Below are 16,869 nucleotides of genomic sequence, written 5' to 3'. Positions count from 1 at the left end.
GGCATAGCTCATCAGTCAATGGCCCGGGTGACAAGAGGTTGCCGTGAATTGGTGTAGACCTATTACCCGGCCGGGCCCACGTACGAGTGGCCCCCTCCCGCTGCAGGGTGCGGAAGGGGGCCACTGAGTGGCACGGATACGGGAGGGTATCGGTTCAAAGGTCCCGCGGAAGATCCCGAGGAAGGTCCCGCGGACGGCTGCTACCCGTTCAGCCGCGCACCGCGCCCGCTCCGACGGTGTCGAAGACCCGGCAGTCGAAGAAGTCCTTCCCCTCCGACAGCAGGTAGGCCTGCGCCTCGCCGACGTGGAAGTACATCCCGTGCAGCTCCAGCGTGCCCTCGGCGAGCCGCCGGGCCACCGATTCGTGGGCCTTCAGGTGCTCCAGCTGCTGCACCACATTGGTCAGGCACAGCTGCTCCACGGCGTCCGCCGGCAGCCTCCCGGAGATCCGCGCCCAGGCGTGATGGCGGCTGGCCATCCGCTCCAGGCTCGGCAGCCCGTGCCGCAGCCAGCGCCGCAGCGGGGTCATGGGCACCCCGGGCGCGGAGTTGAGCAGCGCCTGCATGGCCCCGCACCCCGAATGCCCGCACACCGTGATGCTGTCCACCTGGAGGACGTCCACCGCGTACTCGATGGCCGCCGCGACCGAATCGTCCGTGGACTCGGCGCCCGGGAGCGGGACGAGGTTGCCGACGTTGCGGACCGTGAACAGGTCCCCGGGACCGCTCGCCGTGATCATGCTCGTCACCAGGCGGGAGTCCGCACAGGTGAGGAAGAGCTGAGAGGGCCGCTGCCCCTCCCGGGCCAGCCGGGCCAGCTCCTCGCGCACGTGCGGAGCCGTGTCCCGCTGGAAGGCGCTGATCCCGTTGGCCAGTTGACCGGCGCCGCGCCCGCGGGCCGCCACCGGTGCGGCGGGCTCGAGGGGCAAGGAGAGCGCGGCCGTATTCGCGGCGTCCTCCGGTTCGGTACGGGAGCCCGTGGCGCGGTGGTCGCAGTGGTTCTGCCACGGGGTCCAGGGCCGGCAGCACTGGTGGTCCCCGCGCTGCGCACCTCGCTGGGCCCGCTCCGCGAGCTGGGCCCACTCGGCCCGCGCCGGCCGGTCCGGCTGTTCCGGCTGGTCGGACCCGGAGATCCTGGCCGCGGACCGGCCGGTGACCTCCAGTGAGCCCCCGTGCGCCAGGTGGGAGTCCCGCCAGTCCTGGAGGGTCTCGTAGGCGGCGTGGTCCATGAACGAGCCGTCCAGTTCGATGACGGCGTGCCCGTTGCCCGGGATCTGGTTGAGCACCCGACTCAGCCGCGGTACGGCGAGGAAGGTCAACTGCCCCCGTGCCCACACCCGGTGGACTCCGCTGTCGAGCTGCTCGACGGTGATCCGGGTCCGGGCGAGACGGTGCAGAGCCAGGGCGACGGCCATCGCGATACCGATGGCGACGCCCTCCAGCACCCCGCCGAGCACCACGGCCACGATGGTCGTGGCGTAGACGAGGAACTCGCGGTGCCGGGTGACGGTGCGCAGGTGCGTGGCGCTCACCATCTGCACGCCGACCGCCATCACGAGCGCGGCGAGAGCGGCGAGCGGGATCAGATCGAGGACCGGCACGAGCAGTCCGGCGGCGAGCAGGACCCAGAAGCCGTGCAGCATGGACGATCTGCGGCTCACCGCGCCGGACTTGACGTTGGCCACGCTGCGGACCGCGACGCCCGTGATGGGCAGTCCGCCCAGGGCGCCCGAGACGATGTTCGCCGCACCCTGGCCGCGCAGTTCGCGGTTGAGGTCGGCCCGGGCGGGGCGCTTGCCCGTCGTCCGCTCGGCGGCGATCAGTTTGTCGGTGGCCACCGCAGAGAGCAGTGACTCCACACTGCCGACCAGGGTGATGGTCAGTACCGCGGCGATGATGCCGAGCACCGGACCCTCGGGCAGCTCGGGCAGTGCGTGACTGCGCCAGGACGGCAGGTCCACGCGGGGCAGGGAGAGCCCGGCGAGGGCGGCGAAGGCCGTCGCGGTGGCTACGGCGGCCAGTGCGGCCGGCACCTTGCGCAGGGCCCGTCCGACCCGGCCGGGAAGCCGGGGCCAGCCGAGCAGCACGACCAGTGTGAGCACGCTGATCCCGAGCGCGACGGGGTGCAGGTCGGCCAACTGGGCGGGCAGCCCCTGGACATTGGCCACGGCGGAGCTCTGTGGGGTGCCGCCGAGCACGATGTGCAGTTGCGCCAAGGCGATCGTCACGCCGATGCCCGCGAGCATGCCGTGGACGATGGCCGGGCTGACCATCAGCGCGGACCGGGCGGTCCGCAGTGCGGCGAGGCCGAGCTGGCAGCAGCCCGCAAGGACCGTGATCGCGCAGGTGGTGCGCCAGCCGTAGTGCTGGATCAACTCGGCGGTGACGACGGTGAGTCCGGCCGCGGGGCCGCTCACCTGGAGGGGCGCTCCGCCGAGGCGTCCGGCCACGATCCCGCCGACCGCCGCCGCGACGAGCCCCGCCTGGAGCGGGGCTCCGGTGGCCAGGGCGATGCCGAGGGAGAGCGGCAGGGCGATGAGGAAGACGGCGATGGAGGCGGAGAGGTCGGCGGAGAGGTCGGAGGAGGAAGCTCTCCCGACGGGCGGAGGGGGGGTGGTGGTGGGGGTGCTTGTCATAGGTCCCGTCTCCTCGGGGGAGGGGTGAAGCGGCGGGATTCTCAACACTCGGTAAACGAACGGTAATGGAGAGTAAAGGCCAGTGGTAGGTAATACGGGCAAATGGCCTAGGAATTAGCGCTCACGAGTGATTAGGCATTTAGTCCGGCTTGTCACACCTTCCTAAAAACGGACCGCATGGGACGTTGCGGCGCGGAAGTCCTGCGACGGAACTGCGAGGGAAGAGGTGCGGCGGATGACTGCCACCACGAAGAGGCCCGCCACGAAGAAGGCCGCCAAGAAGAGGATCGCCGGCGGTCTCGTCGCCACGGCGCTGGTCCTGGGAGTGGCCGGGTGCAGCACCTCGGAGCCCGCCGGCCGTCCGGCCCCGGGAGGCCAGGCGGCCAAGAAGGGCGCGCCCGCGCCGGAAGGCCCGGCTCCGGGCAGCGTCAAGCGGCTCATCGGGGACGGCTCGACCTCGTACACGGGGCTGCAGCCGAACGTACAGAAGGCGGAGAAGCTGAAGCCCGGCGAAAAGCCGCCGCAGTTCGTCGTCTATTCGTGGGACGGGGCGGGCGAGGACAGCCAGAAGCTCTTCTCGCATTTCCGTGAGGTGGGCAAGAAGTACAACGCCCGTATGACGTACTTCCTCAGCGGCGTGTACATGCTCCCCGAGGAGAAGCGTTCCCTCTACACCGCGCCCCAGCACTCCGCGGGCCGCTCCGACATCGGCTTCGGCGATCCCCAGGGCATCAAGGACACCGCCGAGCAGGTGCGCGGGGCCTGGCTGGAGGGCAACGAGATCGGCACCCACTTCAACGGCCACTTCTGCGGACCCGAGGGCGGCGTCGGCACCTGGTCGGTGGAGGAGTGGAAGAGCGAGATCAACCAGGCGAAGTCGTTCGTCAAGAACTGGAAGACGAACTCCCCTGCCCTCAAGGGCATGGAGGCGCTCCCGTTCGACTACGACAAGGAGATGATCGGGGCCCGGACCCCCTGCCTCGAAGGCCAGAAGAACTTCATGCTGGCGGCGAAGGAGATGGGCGGCTTCCGCTACGACTCCAGCGGCATCAGCAAGCAGATCTGGCCCAAGAAGACGGACGGTCTCTGGGACATCCCGCTCCAGCTGGTCCCCATGCCGGGCCGCGCCTTCGAAACGCTCAGCATGGACTACAACTACCTGGTCAACCAGTCCGGTACGACCACGCAGGGCGATCCCTCCCAGCACGCGTACTGGGGCGAGCAGATGCGCGACGGCCTGGCCAAGGCCTTCGAGCGGACCTACCAGGGCAACCGCGCGCCGCTGATCATCGGAAACCACTTCGAGTCCTGGAACGGCGGCACCTACATGCGTGCCGTCGAGGACTCCATCAAGACCATGTGCACCCAGAAGGAGGTCCGCTGCGTGCCGTTCCGCGAGCTGGTGGACTGGCTGGACGCCCAGGACCCGAAGGCCCTGGAGTGGATGCGCACCCTCGACGTCGGCGAGGCGCCCAAGGCCGGCTGGAACACCTTCCTGACGGCGGGGCCGCCGGCCAAGCCGGCCGCCCCCGCCGGGGTCAAGCCGGCTGCGGAGCCGGCTGAAGCGAGTCAGAACGAGGAGTGAGCAGCTCCCGTAGGACGAAACCGGGATCGACCTGGCCCGCCAGGTCGATCCCGGTCTTCGCGTTGCCCCAGCTCTCCGCGTTGCGCAGGTGGAAGTGGACCATCTGTTCCGTGTACCGCTCCCAGTCGCGGTGCGCGTAGGAGTCGTCCGCCGCGTCCTGGAGCGCCTGCAGGGCCAGCCGGTTGGTGGCCTCCAGCAGCTCGAAGGCGGCCGGGCGGCCCTTCTCCATCGCCCGTACCCAGTCCGATTGCCCGACGGTGACCAGCAGGTCCTCGCCGGCCTCGTCCTGGAGGAACTCGATGTCCTCCGGTCCCTGCACCTTGTTGCCGACGACCTTGAGCGTGATCCCGAAGTCCCGCGCGTACTCCTTGTACTGGCGGTAGACGGAGACGCCCTTGCGGGTCGGTTCGGCGACCAGGAAGGTCACGTCGAAGCGGGTGAACATGCCGGAGGCGAAGGAGTCCGAACCGGCCGTCATGTCGACGACGACGTACTCGTCCGGGCCGTCGGCGAGGTGGTTGAGGCAGAGCTCGACGGCGCCGACCTTGGAGTGGTAGCAGGCCACGCCCAGGTCGGACTCGGTGAACGGCCCCGTCGCCATCAGCCGTACGGGCTCGCCGTCCAGCGTCAGGGTGCGCGCGCAGGCGTCGTAGACGGGGTTGTCCTCGTCGACCCGCAGCAGCCGGGAGCCGGTGCCGGGCGGAGTGGTCTTGATCATCGTGTCGGCGGACGCGATGCGCGGGTTGGAGCCCCGCAGGTAGTCCTTGATGAGGGGCAGGTGCGCGCCCAGCGCGGGCAGCGAGGCCGCGTCGTCCTCGCTGAGTCCGAGCGCGGTGCCCAGGTGCTGGTTGATGTCGGCGTCCACCGCGACGACACGGGCTTCATTGGAGGCGAGGTGGCGGATGAAAAGGGAGGACAGCGTGGTCTTGCCGCTGCCGCCCTTCCCCACGAAAGCGATCTTCATGTTCACGAAGGGTAGCGGGTCGGTGGCTTTGTGTTGCATGCCTGAGTGAAGAAGACCACTCCAAGGAGGGGTCGGTGCTATGGGGGAGCAGTGCGTAGGCTCCTTACTTATGAGTAGCGCCTCTGCTTCCGCCGCCCCTTCGGCCTCCTCCGGAGCCGCCGCCGATCCGCTCGCCCCGCTGGCCGCTCTGCCGGGCGTCGCCGAGTCCGTGGATTCCGTACGCAAGGCCGTGGACCGGGTCTACGGCCACCGCGTCATGCGCCGCCGGGCCGGGGAGATCACCTCCGAGGCCGCGCTGCGCGGGGCCCGCGGCAGCGCGGCGCTGTCCGGGGCCGACTGGGCGCTGGAGGAGGTCCGCCGCCGGAGCGATTTCGGCTCGGAGCCCGAGGCGCGCACGGTGGGTGCCGCCCTGCGCCTGACGGCGGAGGCGGGCCAGCTGCTGAGCATCTGGCGCCAGTCGCCGCTACGGGTCCTGGCCCGGCTCCACCTGGTGGCCTCGGGCTCCACGGCCGACGGCGACGTGGTCGGCCGGCCCCGTCTGGCCGGTGAGCCGGTGGACGAGCCGCTGATCGACCTGCCCCTGCCCGACGCGCAGGAGGTGGCGGGCCGGCTGGACGGGCTCTCCCGCCTGATCATCGCGGGCGGCTCCGCGCCGGCGCTGATCACGGCGGCCGTGGTGCACGGCGAGCTGCTCGCGCTGCGTCCGTTCGGTTCGTACAACGGCCTGGTGGCGCGGACGGCGGAGCGGATCGTACTGATCAACAGCGGCCTGGATCCGAAGGCGATCTGTCCGGCGGAGGTCGGCCACGCGGAACAGGGCCGGGAGGCTTACGTGGAGGCCTTCAAGGGCTACGTCTCCGGGACCGCGGAGGGGATGTCGGCCTGGATCGCGCACTGCGGCCGCGCGATCGAGCTCGGGGTGCGCGAGTCGACGGCGGTCTGCGAGGCGCTGCAGCGCGGCGCGGCCTGATCGAGCCCGGACATGGGTTGCGGCGACACCGTACTGCTCTGGTGTCGCCGCTGGCACTTACGCCCAGTTACCAAGCGTCCTCGATGATTGCCCATCAGGTCGGGAGCTTTGCCCGTCACCTGGTGCGGCTGGCCCGTAATCGACGGGTCGACGTCGCGTGGGTGCTCGGCGTTCATGCTTCGGTCCGTGGGCCTTACTGCGTTTTAAAGATGATCCTCTCGGATGTTCTTTGGTCTCGCGGGCCGTTGCTTCATTTGTACTCCGCTTCGGAGTGGAGCGAAAGCCCTAGCCGTATTTCTTTGCTTTCCGGTGCGATTCGGGATGTATCGGACATCCGGTGTTCTCGCAGGTCAGCGGGGCGCTGCGGCGGCCAGGGCGCGTCGCCGGCTCGCGTACCAGACCAGTCCCGCGGTGGCCGCGGCCGCGCCCACCGCGGCGGCGGCGACCAGCGCCGGCCGTGCGGGCATCGAGAGTCCCGGCAGCCGCTGCTTCAGCCGTACCGGCCGGTTGAACACCAGTACCGGCCACTCGCGCGCCACCGCCTCCCGGCGCAGGGCCCGGTCGGGGTTGACCGCGTGCGGGTGTCCGACCGCCTCGAGCATCGGGATGTCGGTGGCCGAGTCGCTGTACGCGTAGCAGCGCGCGAGGTCGTACCCCTCGGACTCCGCGAGTTCGCGTACGGCCTCCGCCTTGGTCGGACCGTAGGCGTAGTACTCGATCTCGCCGGTGAAGCAGCCGTCCTCGCCCACGACCATCCGGGTCGCGACGACCCGGTCGGCGCCCAGCATCTCGCCGATGGGCTCGACGACCTCGGCTCCGGAGGTGGACACGATCACCACGTCGCGGCCCGCGGTGTGGTGGGCCTCGATGAGGGAGGCGGCCTCGTCGTAGATCAGCGGATCGATGAGGTCGTGCAGGGTCTCGGCGACGATCTCCCGGACCTGCTGCACGTTCCACCCCTTGCAGAGGGCGGACAGGTACTCCCGCATCCGCTCCATCTGGTCGTGGTCGGCGCCGCCGGCCAGATAGATGAACTGGGTGTAGGCGGTGCGCAGCACGGCCCTTCGGTTGATCAGGCCGCCCTGGTAGAAGGACTTGCTGAACGTCAGAGTGCTCGACTTCGCAATGACCGTCTTGTCCAGGTCGAAGAAGGCTGCGGTGCGAGGCAAGGAGTGCGGCAAGGGCTGATTTTCCACGACCCGAGCATATGCGCCCACCATTCGGCGTAAAGTGCGGCGCGTGGGTTTGCCTGAGAAGCCTCTCGGGTACACCATGGAAGTCACGGATCGTTCGCGACCGTGCTAACCCGGTCTGGCTCCTCCCCCCCCGAGTCGGACCGTGGGGACGACCCCCGCTCTCCCCCCCGGCGGGGGTCGTCGCATGTCCGGACGCGGTTCGCGTCCCTGCTTTCGACCCCAAGTGATCACTCCTCAGGCTTCCTCGTCTTCGAGGGGCCTGCGCGGCGAAGGCCCTCACCCCCTCGAACTCGTCACGCTGTGTAGTCGTTCCGGCGCGCTCCGGAACTCACCTGTTGGGGTGAGTGAGTTATTCACAATGGGAGGGCTGTCCACGGTTTTCGAGCAAGATCCACTTCTTTTCCCCGATCCCGTCACGGTGATTCCGGCCGCGAAGTCCGCGGCGCTGGATTTGCTGGGAGAAGGAGGCGGAGATCGTGGCTGGATCGAAGTCGTGTGAAGTCCGGGATCTCGCGATGGCGGGCGGGAACAGGCCGAATCCCGGGGCCGGCGGGCCCGTGGCCGCCGGTGGACGGCCGCTGATCATCACCGAGGACCCCCTGCTGCTCGACGACCTGCTGCGGCTGTGCGCCGCCGCGGGGGCCGAGCCGCATGTGCACCATGCGGTGCCCGAGCAAAGCGGAACCGATCGTGAGGGCGGCGACGGGAGCGGCGGGGGCGGCACGGGGGCCGTCGGGGGCGCGGGCGTCGCAGGGGTCGCCGGGGTCGGAGGGGTCGCCGGGGTCGGCTGGGAATCGGCACCGCTCGTCCTGGTCGGCGACGATGCCGCGCGGCGGGTTCGCGGCGCACCCCGGCGGGACGGGGTCTTCCTCGTCGGCCGGGACCTGGACGACCCCCACGTGTGGCAGCGGGCGGTGGAGATCGGCGCCGAGGAGGTGCTGACCCTCCCCGACGCCGAGAGCCGGCTCGTCGACCGGATCGCCGATGTCGTGGAGGGGGCCGGACGGCCCGCCCTCACGGTCGGGGTGGTCGGGGGCAGCGGCGGAGCCGGAGCCTCCACCCTCGCCTGTGCGCTGGCCCTGCGGGCGGCCCGGGCCGGAGAGCGGACCATCCTCATCGACGGCGACCCCCTCGGCGGCGGCATGGACGTCCTCCTCGGGGGCGAGGCCGCCGAAGGACTGCGCTGGCCCGACTTCGCCGCCTCGCGCGGCCGCGTCGGCGCCGGAGCCCTGGCGGAATCCCTGCCCGAACTGCACGCCCTGCGGGTGCTCAGCTGGGACCGCGGGGACCGCGTGGTGGTGCCGCCCGCCGCGATGCGCTCGGTGGTGGCGGCCGCGCGGCGCCGGGGCGGGGTCGTCGTGGTCGACCTCCCGCGCCGGGTCGACGAAGCCGTGGCCGAGGTGCTCGCGCAGCTGGACCTGGTGCTCCTGGTGGTGCGGGGCGAGCTGCGCGCGGTGGCCGCGGCCGGCCGGGTCGCCGCCGGAGTCCGGATGGTGGCCCGTGACGTCCGCGTGGTCGTACGGGGCCCCGCGCCCGGCGGACTCGACGCGGAAGCCGTCGCCGGCCTGCTGGGGGTGCCCCTGGCCGGCGAAGTACCGGTCGAGGTGGGGCTACCGGGCCGGGTGGCCGAGGGCGAGCCCCCGGGATCGCACGGGCGGGGCGCCCTCGCCCGCTTCTGCGACGGCTTCTGGCAGCGCGCGCTCGGCTCCGCCCAGGGGGTGACGGCATGAGCGCCGTACTCCTCGACGCGGTGCGCCAGCGGCTCGCCGAGAGCGGGGCGGAGCCCACCCCGGCGCGGGTGGCCGCGGCCCTGCGGGCCCAGGGCCGGCTGCTGGGCGACGCGGAGGTGCTCGGCGTCGCCGCCGAGCTCAGGTCCGAACTGGTCGGTGCGGGCCCGCTGGAGGCACTGCTCGCCGACCCCGAGGTCACCGACGTCCTGGTGGCGGCCCCCGACCGGGTGTGGGTGGACCGCGGCGGCGGACTGGAGCTGACCGGGGTCACCTTCACCGACGCCGCCGCCGTGCGCAGGCTCGCCCAGCGGCTCGCCGCCGTCGCCGGGCGCCGCCTCGACGACGCCCGGCCCTGGGTGGACGCCCGGATGCCCGACGGCACCCGCTTGCACGCCGTACTGCCCCCGGTGGCCGTCGGATCGGCGTGCCTGTCCCTGCGGGTGGTGCGGCCGCGCGCCTTCACGCTGGAGGAGCTGGTCACGGCGGGGACGCTGCCGCCCGGCGGGCAGCGGCTGCTGCGGGACATGGTGCGGGCCCGGCTGTCCTTCCTGGTCTCGGGAGGCACCGGCACCGGCAAGACCACGCTGCTCAGCGCCCTGCTCGGGCTGGTCGGACCCGGGGAGCGGATCGTGCTCGCCGAGGACTCGGCCGAGCTGCGGCCCGACCATCCGCACGTGGTCCGGCTGGAGACCCGGCCCGCCAACCAGGAGGGCGCCGGGCAGGTCACCCTCGCCGACCTGGTCCGCCAGGCGCTGCGGATGAGGCCGGACCGGCTCGTCGTCGGCGAAGTCCGGGGCGCCGAGGTCGCGGACCTGCTGGCCGCCCTCAACACGGGACACGAAGGCGGTTGCGGAACGGTCCACGCGAATGCGGCCGCCCACGTGCCGGCCCGGCTGGAGGCCCTCGGGACGGCCGCCGGGCTCGACCGGGCCGCCCTGCACAGCCAGTTGGCGGCGGCCCTCACCCTGGTGGTCCACCTCGTACGGGACCGGGCCGGGCAGCGCCGGGTCGCCGAGGTGCACGTCCTGGAGCGGGACCCCGCCGGGCTCGTGGTCACCGTGCCGGCGCTGCGCTGGGGCGCCCGCGGGTTCGTACGGGACCGGGGCTGGGAGCGGCTGCGCCCGCTGCTCGCAGGTGCCCGGTGAGTGCCGGGGAGGTGGCGCCGCTGCCGGTCCTCGCCGGAGTGCTGTGCGCCGCGGCGGCGGCCTGGGCCGTGGCCGGGGCCGACGGGGTGTCCCGCCGGGCCAGGGCGGTGCTGGCCGGGCCGGGGCGGCCGGTACCGGCGGGGCCGGCGCCGTGGGAGCGGCTGGCGGCCGGACTCCGGGTCCGGGCCGCGCACGGCCGGGAGTGGGCCTGCCTCGGGGCCGGGCTGATGCTCGCGCTGCTGGGCGGGTCGGTGATCCCGCTGCTCGCGGGGGCGGCGGCGGTACCGCTGGTGCGCCGGTGGCTGCGGGCCCGGCAGCGGGCCCGGGCGCGGACGGCTCGGGCCGCCGAAGTGGTGGCCCTGTGCGGCGCGGTGGTGGGCGAACTGCGCGCCGGTGCGCAGCCGGGCCGGGCCCTGACCGAGGCGATGCGCCGCACGGTGTCGGGCCCCGGCGGGCCGGGAGCCGCGGAGGCCGGGGTCCTGGCGGCCGCGGCCTTCGGCGGGGACGTCGCCGCGGCACTGCGGCAGGCGGCACGGGAGCCCGGCGCGGAGGGGCTGGCGGCGATGGCGGCCTGCTGGCGGGTCTCGGTGGACGGCGGCGCCGGGCTGGCCGCCGGACTGGACCGGCTGGAAGGAGCCCTGCGGGCCGAGCGGGACCGGGAGGAATCACTGCGCGCCCAGCTCGCGGGAGCGAGATCCACGACGGCGGTACTGGCCCTGCTCCCGGCGGTCGGTCTGCTGATCGGCACCGGGCTGGGGGCCGATCCGCTGCGCGTGCTCCTGCACACGCCGGTGGGATGGGGCTGCCTGCTGGCGGGCGCGGTGCTGGAGGCGCTGGGGCTGCTGTGGTGCCGGCGGATCGTCCGGGTGGGGGAGCGGTGATGGACGGCTTCGCCATCCACAGGCTGGGGACGGCCCTGTGCCTCGCGGCGGCGGCGCTGTGCGCGGCGTCGGTGGTGGCGGCGCGCATCAGGGCGCGGGCGGCCAGGCGCCGGCTCACCCGTCTGCTCGCGGTGGAGGCCGCGCGCCGGCGACCGCTGCCCGGGCCCCGGCTGCGGGCGGCGCTGACGGCCTGGGCCGGGCCGGCCGGAGCGCTGGCGGCGGCCTGGCTGCTGATCGGCGGGATCGCGGGCGCGGCGGCCGGTTGCGCGGCGGGCTTCGCGGTCCGCAGGTGGCTCGCGCGGCGACGGCCGGCCGCGGGGGTGGACCTCGCGGAGGCCGAGCGCCAGCTTCCCTTCGCCGCCGACCTGTTGGCCGCCTGCCTCGCGGCCGGAGCCGGGCCGGTGGACGCCGCCGAGGCGGTGGGGGAGTCGCTGGGCGGCCCGGTGGGCGAACGGCTGGCGATGGCCGGGGCGGAGCTGCGGCTCGGCGGCGAACCGGGCGCCGCGTGGGGGAGGTTGGCGGAGATACCGGGAGCCCGCGCCCTGGCCGAATGCCTGGAGCGCTCCGCGCGTACGGGTGCGCCCGCCGCGGAACCGGTCTCCCGGCTCGCCTCGACCCTCCGGGCGGACCGCGCGCGCCGGGCGGGGGCCCGGGCGCAGCGGGCGGCGGTCCTCGTCACCGCCCCGGTGGGTCTGTGCTTCCTCCCCGCCTTCCTCGCGCTGGGAGTGGCACCGGTGGTGATCGGAATGGCCTCCGGGCTCCTCTCCGGCAGCTGAAGGCCGCTTGAAGGGCCATGGGGGCTCTGTGATCCGTGAATGGCCGCGCGAAGGGCTGCGAGAAGGGCCACGAGAAGGGCCGCGTGGAGGACTGCTTGAGAGGGCGTCTGAAGATCCGTCCGAATGGCCGACTGAAAGGGCCACCTGAAATGACCATCTGACATCCGGGATCTGACATCCGAGATCTGAGATCTGAGATCACGTCAAAAAGCTGAATCAACGGGAGGTTGTCATGTCGATCATCTGGATTCGCGTGCGGACGGCAATGGCGGGACTGGTGGGACTCGCGAGGCTGAAGGGCCGTGGGGGCGACGCGGGGATGTCCACATCCGAATACGCCATGGGCACGATCGCGGCGTGTGCGTTCGCGGCCGTTCTGTACAAGGTGGTGACGAGTGAACTGGTTTCGACGGCACTTCAGTCGACCATCGGGAAGGCACTCGATGCGCCGTTCTGACAGCGGATTCGTGACGGCGGAGGCGGCCCTGGTGATTCCGGCGCTGGTGCTGTTCGCAGGGCTGCTGGTGTGGGCGCTGATGGCGGCCGCCGCGCAGATCCGGTGTGTGGACGCCGCTCGGGCCGGTGCCCGGGCGGCGGCCCGGTCGGAGCCGGCGGGCACGGCGGTGGCCGCGGCCGAGGCGGCGGCCCCGCCCGGGGCCCGGGTCGAGCTCTCGCGGACGGGTGACCTGTGGCGGGTCCGCGTCTCGGCTCCGGCCCCGGGCCCGGCCGCACTGCCGGTCCGCCTCACCGCCCAGGCCGCAGCCCTGGCCGAGGACACCGTGGGGCCGCCGCCGTGAGGCACAGCGCGGGCCGTCCTGGGTGGTGGGGCCGCCTGCGGGACCGGGACCGGGGGTCGGCCACGGTGTGGGGGGTCGTGGTGGTGACCGTACTGATGGCGGTGTTCGGCGGGGTGCTCCTGCTCGGGCAGGCGGTGGTCTCCCGGCACCGCGCCGCGGCCGCCGCCGACCTGGCAGCCCTCGCCGCGGCCGCGAGCTGGGCCCACGGCCCGGAGGCCGCCTGCGCCACGGCGGTACGGGTGGCGGTGGCGCAGGGCGCGCGGGTCACCGAGTGCGTGGTGACGGGCGAGGTCGCGGAGGTCACCGCCCGAGCCCCGACGGGCCCCTTCGAACCGGAGCTACGCTCCCGCGCGGGCCCGCCCCTCCCCGAGGAGCCCCGATGAGGGCCCCTCCACGGGCCCGGGTCCCGGCCCCCGGACCCGCGCCCGTGCGAAACCCGCAGCCGCGCGGACCCACGGCGCCCGGGCGGCCCACTAGGGAGGCGCTGACGGTGTCCGGAGGTGCTGACGCTGCTCGGTGCGCCGTCCGGAGGGGCTGAGAGTGCCCGGTCCGGTCTCCAGAGGTGCCGACGGTGCCCGGCCCGCCCGCCCGCCCAGAGGGGCTGATGGTGCTCGGTTGGGTGTCCGAAGGCACGGACGGTGTCCGGCCCGCCCGTCCGGAGGTGCTGATGGTGCCCGGTCCGCCCGCCCGGAGGGGCTGACGGTGCTCGGTTCGGTGTCCGATGGTGCCCGGTCCGCCCGCCCGGAGGGGCTGACGGTGCTCGGTTCGGTGTCCGAAGGTGCCCGGTCCGCCCGTCCGGAGGTGCTGGTGGTGCCCGGTCCGGTGTCCGGAGGGGCCGACGTGCTCGGACACCGTCCTGGAGGCGCCGACACTGCTTGCCCTCTCCCTGGAGGGGCTGAGGGGCCCGCCCCAGTCGGGGAAGGCCCGATGGCGCTCGGCCCCGTCGGGGAAGCCCGACGATGCTCGGCCCGCGTCTGGGAGGGGCGAGGGTGATCAGCCGGGTCTGGGAGGGGCGAGGACGCCCACTCCCGTCTTGGAGGGGCGGATGTGCCCGCCTAAGTCTGGGAGGGGCTGAGGGTGCCCGGGAGGGCCGTCTGAGAGGGGCTGGAGGTACGGGCATGGTTCCGGGTCGGCTGTCCCGGTTTGGGTGGCGGCAGGGGCGATATCCAGCCAATCGCCGGCGAACCCGTGAAGGCTCGGTTCGCCCGTCGGCCCGTCGGCCCGTCGACCAGGCCCCGGCTCCGGCCTCGGCTGGCTCCAGCCCTGGCCTCGGCCTCGGCCCCGGCCCCGGCCTCGGCCCCGGCCCCGGCCCTGGCCTCGGCCTCGGCCTCGGCCCCGGCCCTGGCCTCGGCCCCGGCCCCAGTCCCAACCTCGGCTCCAACCCCAACCCCAGCTCCAACCTCGGCTCCCGCTCCGGCCTCGGCTCCGGCCTCGGCTCCGGCCTCGGCTCCGGTTCCGGCACCGGCCTTGGCCCCAACCTCGACTCCGGCTCCGGCACCGGCTCCAACCTCGGCTCCGGCTCCGGCTCCGGCCTTGGCCCCAACCGCGGCCCCGGCCTTGGCCTCGACTCCAGCCCCAGCCCCAGCCCCAGCCCCAGCCTCGGTCCCGGCCCCCGCCCCGCCCCAGCCCCAACCTCGGCTCCAGCCCCAACCTCGGCTCCAGCTCTGGCCCCGGCCCTGGCCTCGGCTCCGGCCTCGCACCCCGGGGGTTCGGAGGGGGCAGGGGGTTAGTGGTTGGGGGGTGGGGGTTCTGTGAGGAGGTGGGTGAGGAGGCGGATGGCTCCGCGTTTGTGGAGGGGGTCGTTGCCGTTGCCGCACTTGGGGGACTGGATGCAGGACGGGCAGCCGGCCTCGCATTCGCAGGCGGCGATCGCGTCACGGGTTGCCGTCAGCCAGGCGCGGGCCGTGTGGAAGGCGCGCTCGGCGAAGCCGGCTCCGCCCGGGTGGCCGTCGTAGACGAAGACCGTCGGGAGGAGGGTGTCGGGATGCAGCGGGACGGAGACCCCGCCGATGTCCCAGCGGTCGCAGGTGGCGAAGAGCGGGAGCAGGCCGATGGAGGCGTGCTCGGCGGCGTGCAGGGCGCCGCCGAGGATCTCCGGGTTGATCCGGGCCTCGTCGAGCTGGTCCTCGGTGACCGTCCACCACACGGCCCGGGTGCGCAGGGTGCGGGGCGGCAGGTCCAGCTTGGCCTCGCCGAGCACCTCGCCGGTGATCAGTTTGCGGCGCAGGTAGGAGACGACCTGGTGGGTGACCTCGACGGAGCCGAAGCACAGCCGGGCCCGGCCCCAGGCGATCTCCGTTTCGGTCTCCAGGATGGAGATGGCGGTGGTGTCGCGGGCCGTGGTGGAGAACGGCGGGTCGGCTTGCTCGACCAGCGCGACCGAATCCTCCAGGTCCAGGTGCTTCACCAGGTACGTGCGGCCCTGGTGGAGGTGGACCGCCCCGTCGTGGACGGCGGCGTGGGAGGCCTCTTCGTCGACCGTGCCCAGCAGGCGGCCCGTGGCGGCCTCGACGATCTGGACCGGGCGTCCGCCTCCGCCCCGGATGTCGGTGAGGTCCGAGGCCCGTTCCCGGCGGGTCCAGTGCCAGGCCGTGGCCCGGCGGCGCAGCAGTTTCGCCGCTTCGAGCTGGGGGAGGAGGTCGCGGGCCGCCGGGCCGAAGAGGTCGAGGTCGGGCTCGGTGAGGGGGAGCTCGGCCGCGGCCGCGCACAGGTGCGGGGCCAGGACGTACGGGTTGTCGGGGTCCAGGACCGTGGCCTCCACCGGCTGCCGGAACAGGGCCTCGGGGTGGTGGACCAGGTAGGTGTCCAGCGGGTCGTCGCGGGCGACCAGGACGGCCAGTGCGCCCTGGCCCGAGCGCCCGGCCCGCCCCGCCTGCTGCCACAGGGAGGCGCGGGTGCCCGGGTAGCCGGTGATCAGGACGGCGTCCAGGCCGGAGACGTCCACGCCCAGCTCCAGGGCGGTCGTCGCGGCCAGGCCGAGGAGGTCGCCGGAGTGCAGGGCCCGCTCCAGGGCCCGGCGCTCCTCGGGCAGGTAGCCGCCGCGGTAGGCCGCGACCCGCCGGGGCAGCGAGCGGTCCACGGCGGCGAGCCGCTCCTGGGCGATCAGCGCGATCAGCTCGGCGCCGCGCCGGGAGCGGACGAAGGCGACCGTACGGACGCCCTGGACGACCAGGTCGGTGAGCAGATCGGCGGTCTCCGCGGTGGCCGTACGGCGTACGGGGGCGCCCCGCTCGCCCTTGAGGTCGGTCAGGGGCGGCTCCCACAGGGCGAAGACGACCTCGCCGCGCGGGGAGGCGTCGTCGGACACCTCCACCACCGGCAGGCCCGTCAGCCGGGACGCGGCGGTCGCCGGGTCGCTCGCGGTGGCGGAGGCCAGCAGGAACACGGGATCCGAGCCGTAGCGGGCGCACAGCCGGCGCAGCCGTCGCAGGACCTGGGCGACATGGGAGCCGAAGACGCCCCGGTAGGTGTGGCACTCGTCGATGACCACGTAGCGCAGGGCCCGCAGGAAGGAGGCCCAGCGAGGGTGGGCCGGGAGGATCCCGCTGTGCAGCATGTCGGGGTTGGTGAGGACGTAATTGGCGTACTGGCGCACCCACTCGCGCTCCTCGAAGGGGGTGTCCCCGTCGTAGACCGCGGGCCGGACGGCGTTGCCGAGGGGGCCGGCCAGTTCCCGTACGGCACGGCGCTGGTCGGCGGCCAGGGCCTTGGTCGGCGCCAGGTACAGGGCGGTCGCGCCCCGCCCGTTGGGCGCCTCGGCCCCGTCGGCGAGGGCGGAGAGCACGGGCGCGAGGTAGGCCAGGGATTTGCCCGAGGCAGTGCCCGTGGCGACGACCACGGACTCCCCGTCGAGGGCGTGCTCGGCGGCCGCGGCCTGGTGTTCCCACGGATGGTCGATCCCGGCGGCCTGAATTGCGGCTACGACATCAGTTCGGATGCGATCGGGCCAGACCGCATGACGACCCTCCCGAGGGGGCAAGTGCTCCGTATGGGTGATGCGCGCAGCCCGGGAAGGCCCCCGTGACAGCCGGTCCAGGACCGTGCCGGGGGTGGGTCTGACGTCCTCGGGTGCCGTGGGCGGACCGGGACGGTGAGTGTTGGCCATTGGAACCGAGTGTGTCACCGGCGTGCGGGACAATGGTCCGAAGGCGTCGTGCGCGCCTGCCGGTAAGTGATTGAATGCCATCGCG

Annotated in this window: 13 protein-coding genes; 9 read left to right on the top strand and 4 right to left on the bottom strand. The window is 73.4% G+C overall.

All coding sequences use genetic code 11. The features are described from left to right. Positions 1 to 208: 208 nt before the first annotated feature. Entirely contained in the window at positions 209 to 2,635 is a 2,427-nt protein-coding gene (locus AC3IX6_RS16290; protein ID WP_489370796.1) for a SulP family inorganic anion transporter, read from the bottom strand. Between the two features lie 235 nt (positions 2,636 to 2,870). On the opposite strand from AC3IX6_RS16290, the gene AC3IX6_RS16285 reads away from it, so the two are divergent. Beyond that, positions 2,871 to 4,220 (top strand): polysaccharide deacetylase family protein, encoded by a 1,350-nt coding sequence (locus AC3IX6_RS16285; RefSeq protein WP_489370795.1) that lies wholly within the window; start codon positions 2,871 to 2,873, stop codon positions 4,218 to 4,220. Here AC3IX6_RS16285 and AC3IX6_RS16280 read toward each other — a convergent pair. Next, complete coding sequence (locus tag AC3IX6_RS16280) at positions 4,174 to 5,184, bottom strand: ATP-binding protein (protein WP_489370794.1); 1,011 nt, start codon at positions 5,182 to 5,184, stop codon at positions 4,174 to 4,176. The two genes, AC3IX6_RS16285 and AC3IX6_RS16280, sit on opposite strands and share 47 nt — an antisense overlap. A gap of 109 nt (positions 5,185 to 5,293) precedes the next feature. On the opposite strand from AC3IX6_RS16280, the gene AC3IX6_RS16275 reads away from it, so the two are divergent. Next, positions 5,294 to 6,154: a Fic family protein gene (locus AC3IX6_RS16275; protein WP_489370793.1), complete on the top strand. Its 861-nt coding sequence runs from the start codon at positions 5,294 to 5,296 to the stop codon at positions 6,152 to 6,154. A 350-nt stretch (positions 6,155 to 6,504) separates the two neighbouring features. Here the strand turns inward: AC3IX6_RS16275 and AC3IX6_RS16270 are convergent, their stop codons facing one another. Next, positions 6,505 to 7,374, bottom strand: a complete 870-nt coding sequence (locus AC3IX6_RS16270) for an HAD family hydrolase (RefSeq protein ID WP_266880001.1) — start codon at positions 7,372 to 7,374, stop codon at positions 6,505 to 6,507. 491 nt (positions 7,375 to 7,865) lie between these two features. Between AC3IX6_RS16270 and ssd the strand changes: the two genes are divergently transcribed. The 7 genes from ssd to AC3IX6_RS16235 all read left to right on the top strand — a co-directional run bounded on the left by ssd (position 7,866) and on the right by AC3IX6_RS16235 (position 13,062). Further along, entirely contained in the window at positions 7,866 to 9,080 is a 1,215-nt protein-coding gene (gene ssd / locus AC3IX6_RS16265) for a septum site-determining protein Ssd (RefSeq protein WP_489371467.1), read from the top strand. Further along, positions 9,077 to 10,225 carry a TadA family conjugal transfer-associated ATPase gene (locus tag AC3IX6_RS16260; RefSeq protein WP_489370792.1) on the top strand — a complete coding sequence of 383 codons (1,149 nt, stop codon included), beginning with the start codon at positions 9,077 to 9,079 and terminating at the stop codon, positions 10,223 to 10,225. The genes ssd and AC3IX6_RS16260 overlap by 4 nt, the downstream gene beginning before the upstream one ends. Then, a complete protein-coding gene (locus tag AC3IX6_RS16255) occupies positions 10,222 to 11,106 on the top strand; it encodes a type II secretion system F family protein (protein WP_489370791.1) in 885 nt (294 codons plus the stop codon). Before AC3IX6_RS16260 ends, AC3IX6_RS16255 begins: the two co-directional genes overlap by 4 nt. Continuing rightward, the gene (locus tag AC3IX6_RS16250; protein WP_489370790.1) at positions 11,106 to 11,882 is read left to right on the top strand and encodes a type II secretion system F family protein; all 777 of its coding nucleotides are present in this window, start codon (positions 11,106 to 11,108) and stop codon (positions 11,880 to 11,882) included. Before AC3IX6_RS16255 ends, AC3IX6_RS16250 begins: the two co-directional genes overlap by 1 nt. 265 nt (positions 11,883 to 12,147) lie before the next feature. Continuing rightward, a complete protein-coding gene (locus tag AC3IX6_RS16245; RefSeq protein WP_489371466.1) occupies positions 12,148 to 12,339 on the top strand; it encodes a DUF4244 domain-containing protein in 192 nt (63 codons plus the stop codon). Then, positions 12,326 to 12,679, top strand: a complete 354-nt coding sequence (locus tag AC3IX6_RS16240; RefSeq protein WP_489370788.1) for a TadE family type IV pilus minor pilin — start codon at positions 12,326 to 12,328, stop codon at positions 12,677 to 12,679. The genes AC3IX6_RS16245 and AC3IX6_RS16240 overlap by 14 nt, the downstream gene beginning before the upstream one ends. A gap of 83 nt (positions 12,680 to 12,762) precedes the next feature. Further along, positions 12,763 to 13,062 carry an Rv3654c family TadE-like protein gene (locus tag AC3IX6_RS16235; RefSeq protein ID WP_489370787.1) on the top strand — a complete coding sequence of 100 codons (300 nt, stop codon included), beginning with the start codon at positions 12,763 to 12,765 and terminating at the stop codon, positions 13,060 to 13,062. Positions 13,063 to 14,405: 1,343 nt separating this feature from the next. Here the strand turns inward: AC3IX6_RS16235 and AC3IX6_RS16230 are convergent. Next, entirely contained in the window at positions 14,406 to 16,865 is a 2,460-nt protein-coding gene (locus tag AC3IX6_RS16230) for a DEAD/DEAH box helicase (protein WP_489370786.1), read from the bottom strand. Positions 16,866 to 16,869 lie beyond the last annotated feature (4 nt).

The sequence above is a fragment of the Streptomyces sp. GL_141 genome (assembly GCF_057834385.1).
The sequence above is the reverse complement of the archived record's forward strand: the minus strand, read 5'-3'. Positions and strand labels throughout refer to the sequence as shown.

What these genes read in the sequence shown, in the direction of transcription:
- AC3IX6_RS16290 (WP_489370796.1), bottom strand. Translation starts at nt 2,635, where the DNA reads ATGACAAGCACCCCCACCACCACCCCCCCTCCGCCCGTCGGGAGAGCT.
- AC3IX6_RS16285 (WP_489370795.1), top strand. Translation starts at nt 2,871, where the DNA reads ATGACTGCCACCACGAAGAGGCCCGCCACGAAGAAGGCCGCCAAGAAG.
- AC3IX6_RS16280 (WP_489370794.1), bottom strand. Translation starts at nt 5,184, where the DNA reads ATGAAGATCGCTTTCGTGGGGAAGGGCGGCAGCGGCAAGACCACGCTG.
- AC3IX6_RS16275 (WP_489370793.1), top strand. Translation starts at nt 5,294, where the DNA reads ATGAGTAGCGCCTCTGCTTCCGCCGCCCCTTCGGCCTCCTCCGGAGCC.
- AC3IX6_RS16270 (WP_266880001.1), bottom strand. Translation starts at nt 7,374, where the DNA reads ATGGTGGGCGCATATGCTCGGGTCGTGGAAAATCAGCCCTTGCCGCAC.
- ssd (WP_489371467.1), top strand. Translation starts at nt 7,866, where the DNA reads ATGGCGGGCGGGAACAGGCCGAATCCCGGGGCCGGCGGGCCCGTGGCC.
- AC3IX6_RS16260 (WP_489370792.1), top strand. Translation starts at nt 9,077, where the DNA reads ATGAGCGCCGTACTCCTCGACGCGGTGCGCCAGCGGCTCGCCGAGAGC.
- AC3IX6_RS16250 (WP_489370790.1), top strand. Translation starts at nt 11,106, where the DNA reads ATGGACGGCTTCGCCATCCACAGGCTGGGGACGGCCCTGTGCCTCGCG.
- AC3IX6_RS16245 (WP_489371466.1), top strand. Translation starts at nt 12,148, where the DNA reads ATGGCGGGACTGGTGGGACTCGCGAGGCTGAAGGGCCGTGGGGGCGAC.
- AC3IX6_RS16240 (WP_489370788.1), top strand. Translation starts at nt 12,326, where the DNA reads ATGCGCCGTTCTGACAGCGGATTCGTGACGGCGGAGGCGGCCCTGGTG.
- AC3IX6_RS16230 (WP_489370786.1), bottom strand. Translation starts at nt 16,865, where the DNA reads ATGGCATTCAATCACTTACCGGCAGGCGCGCACGACGCCTTCGGACCA.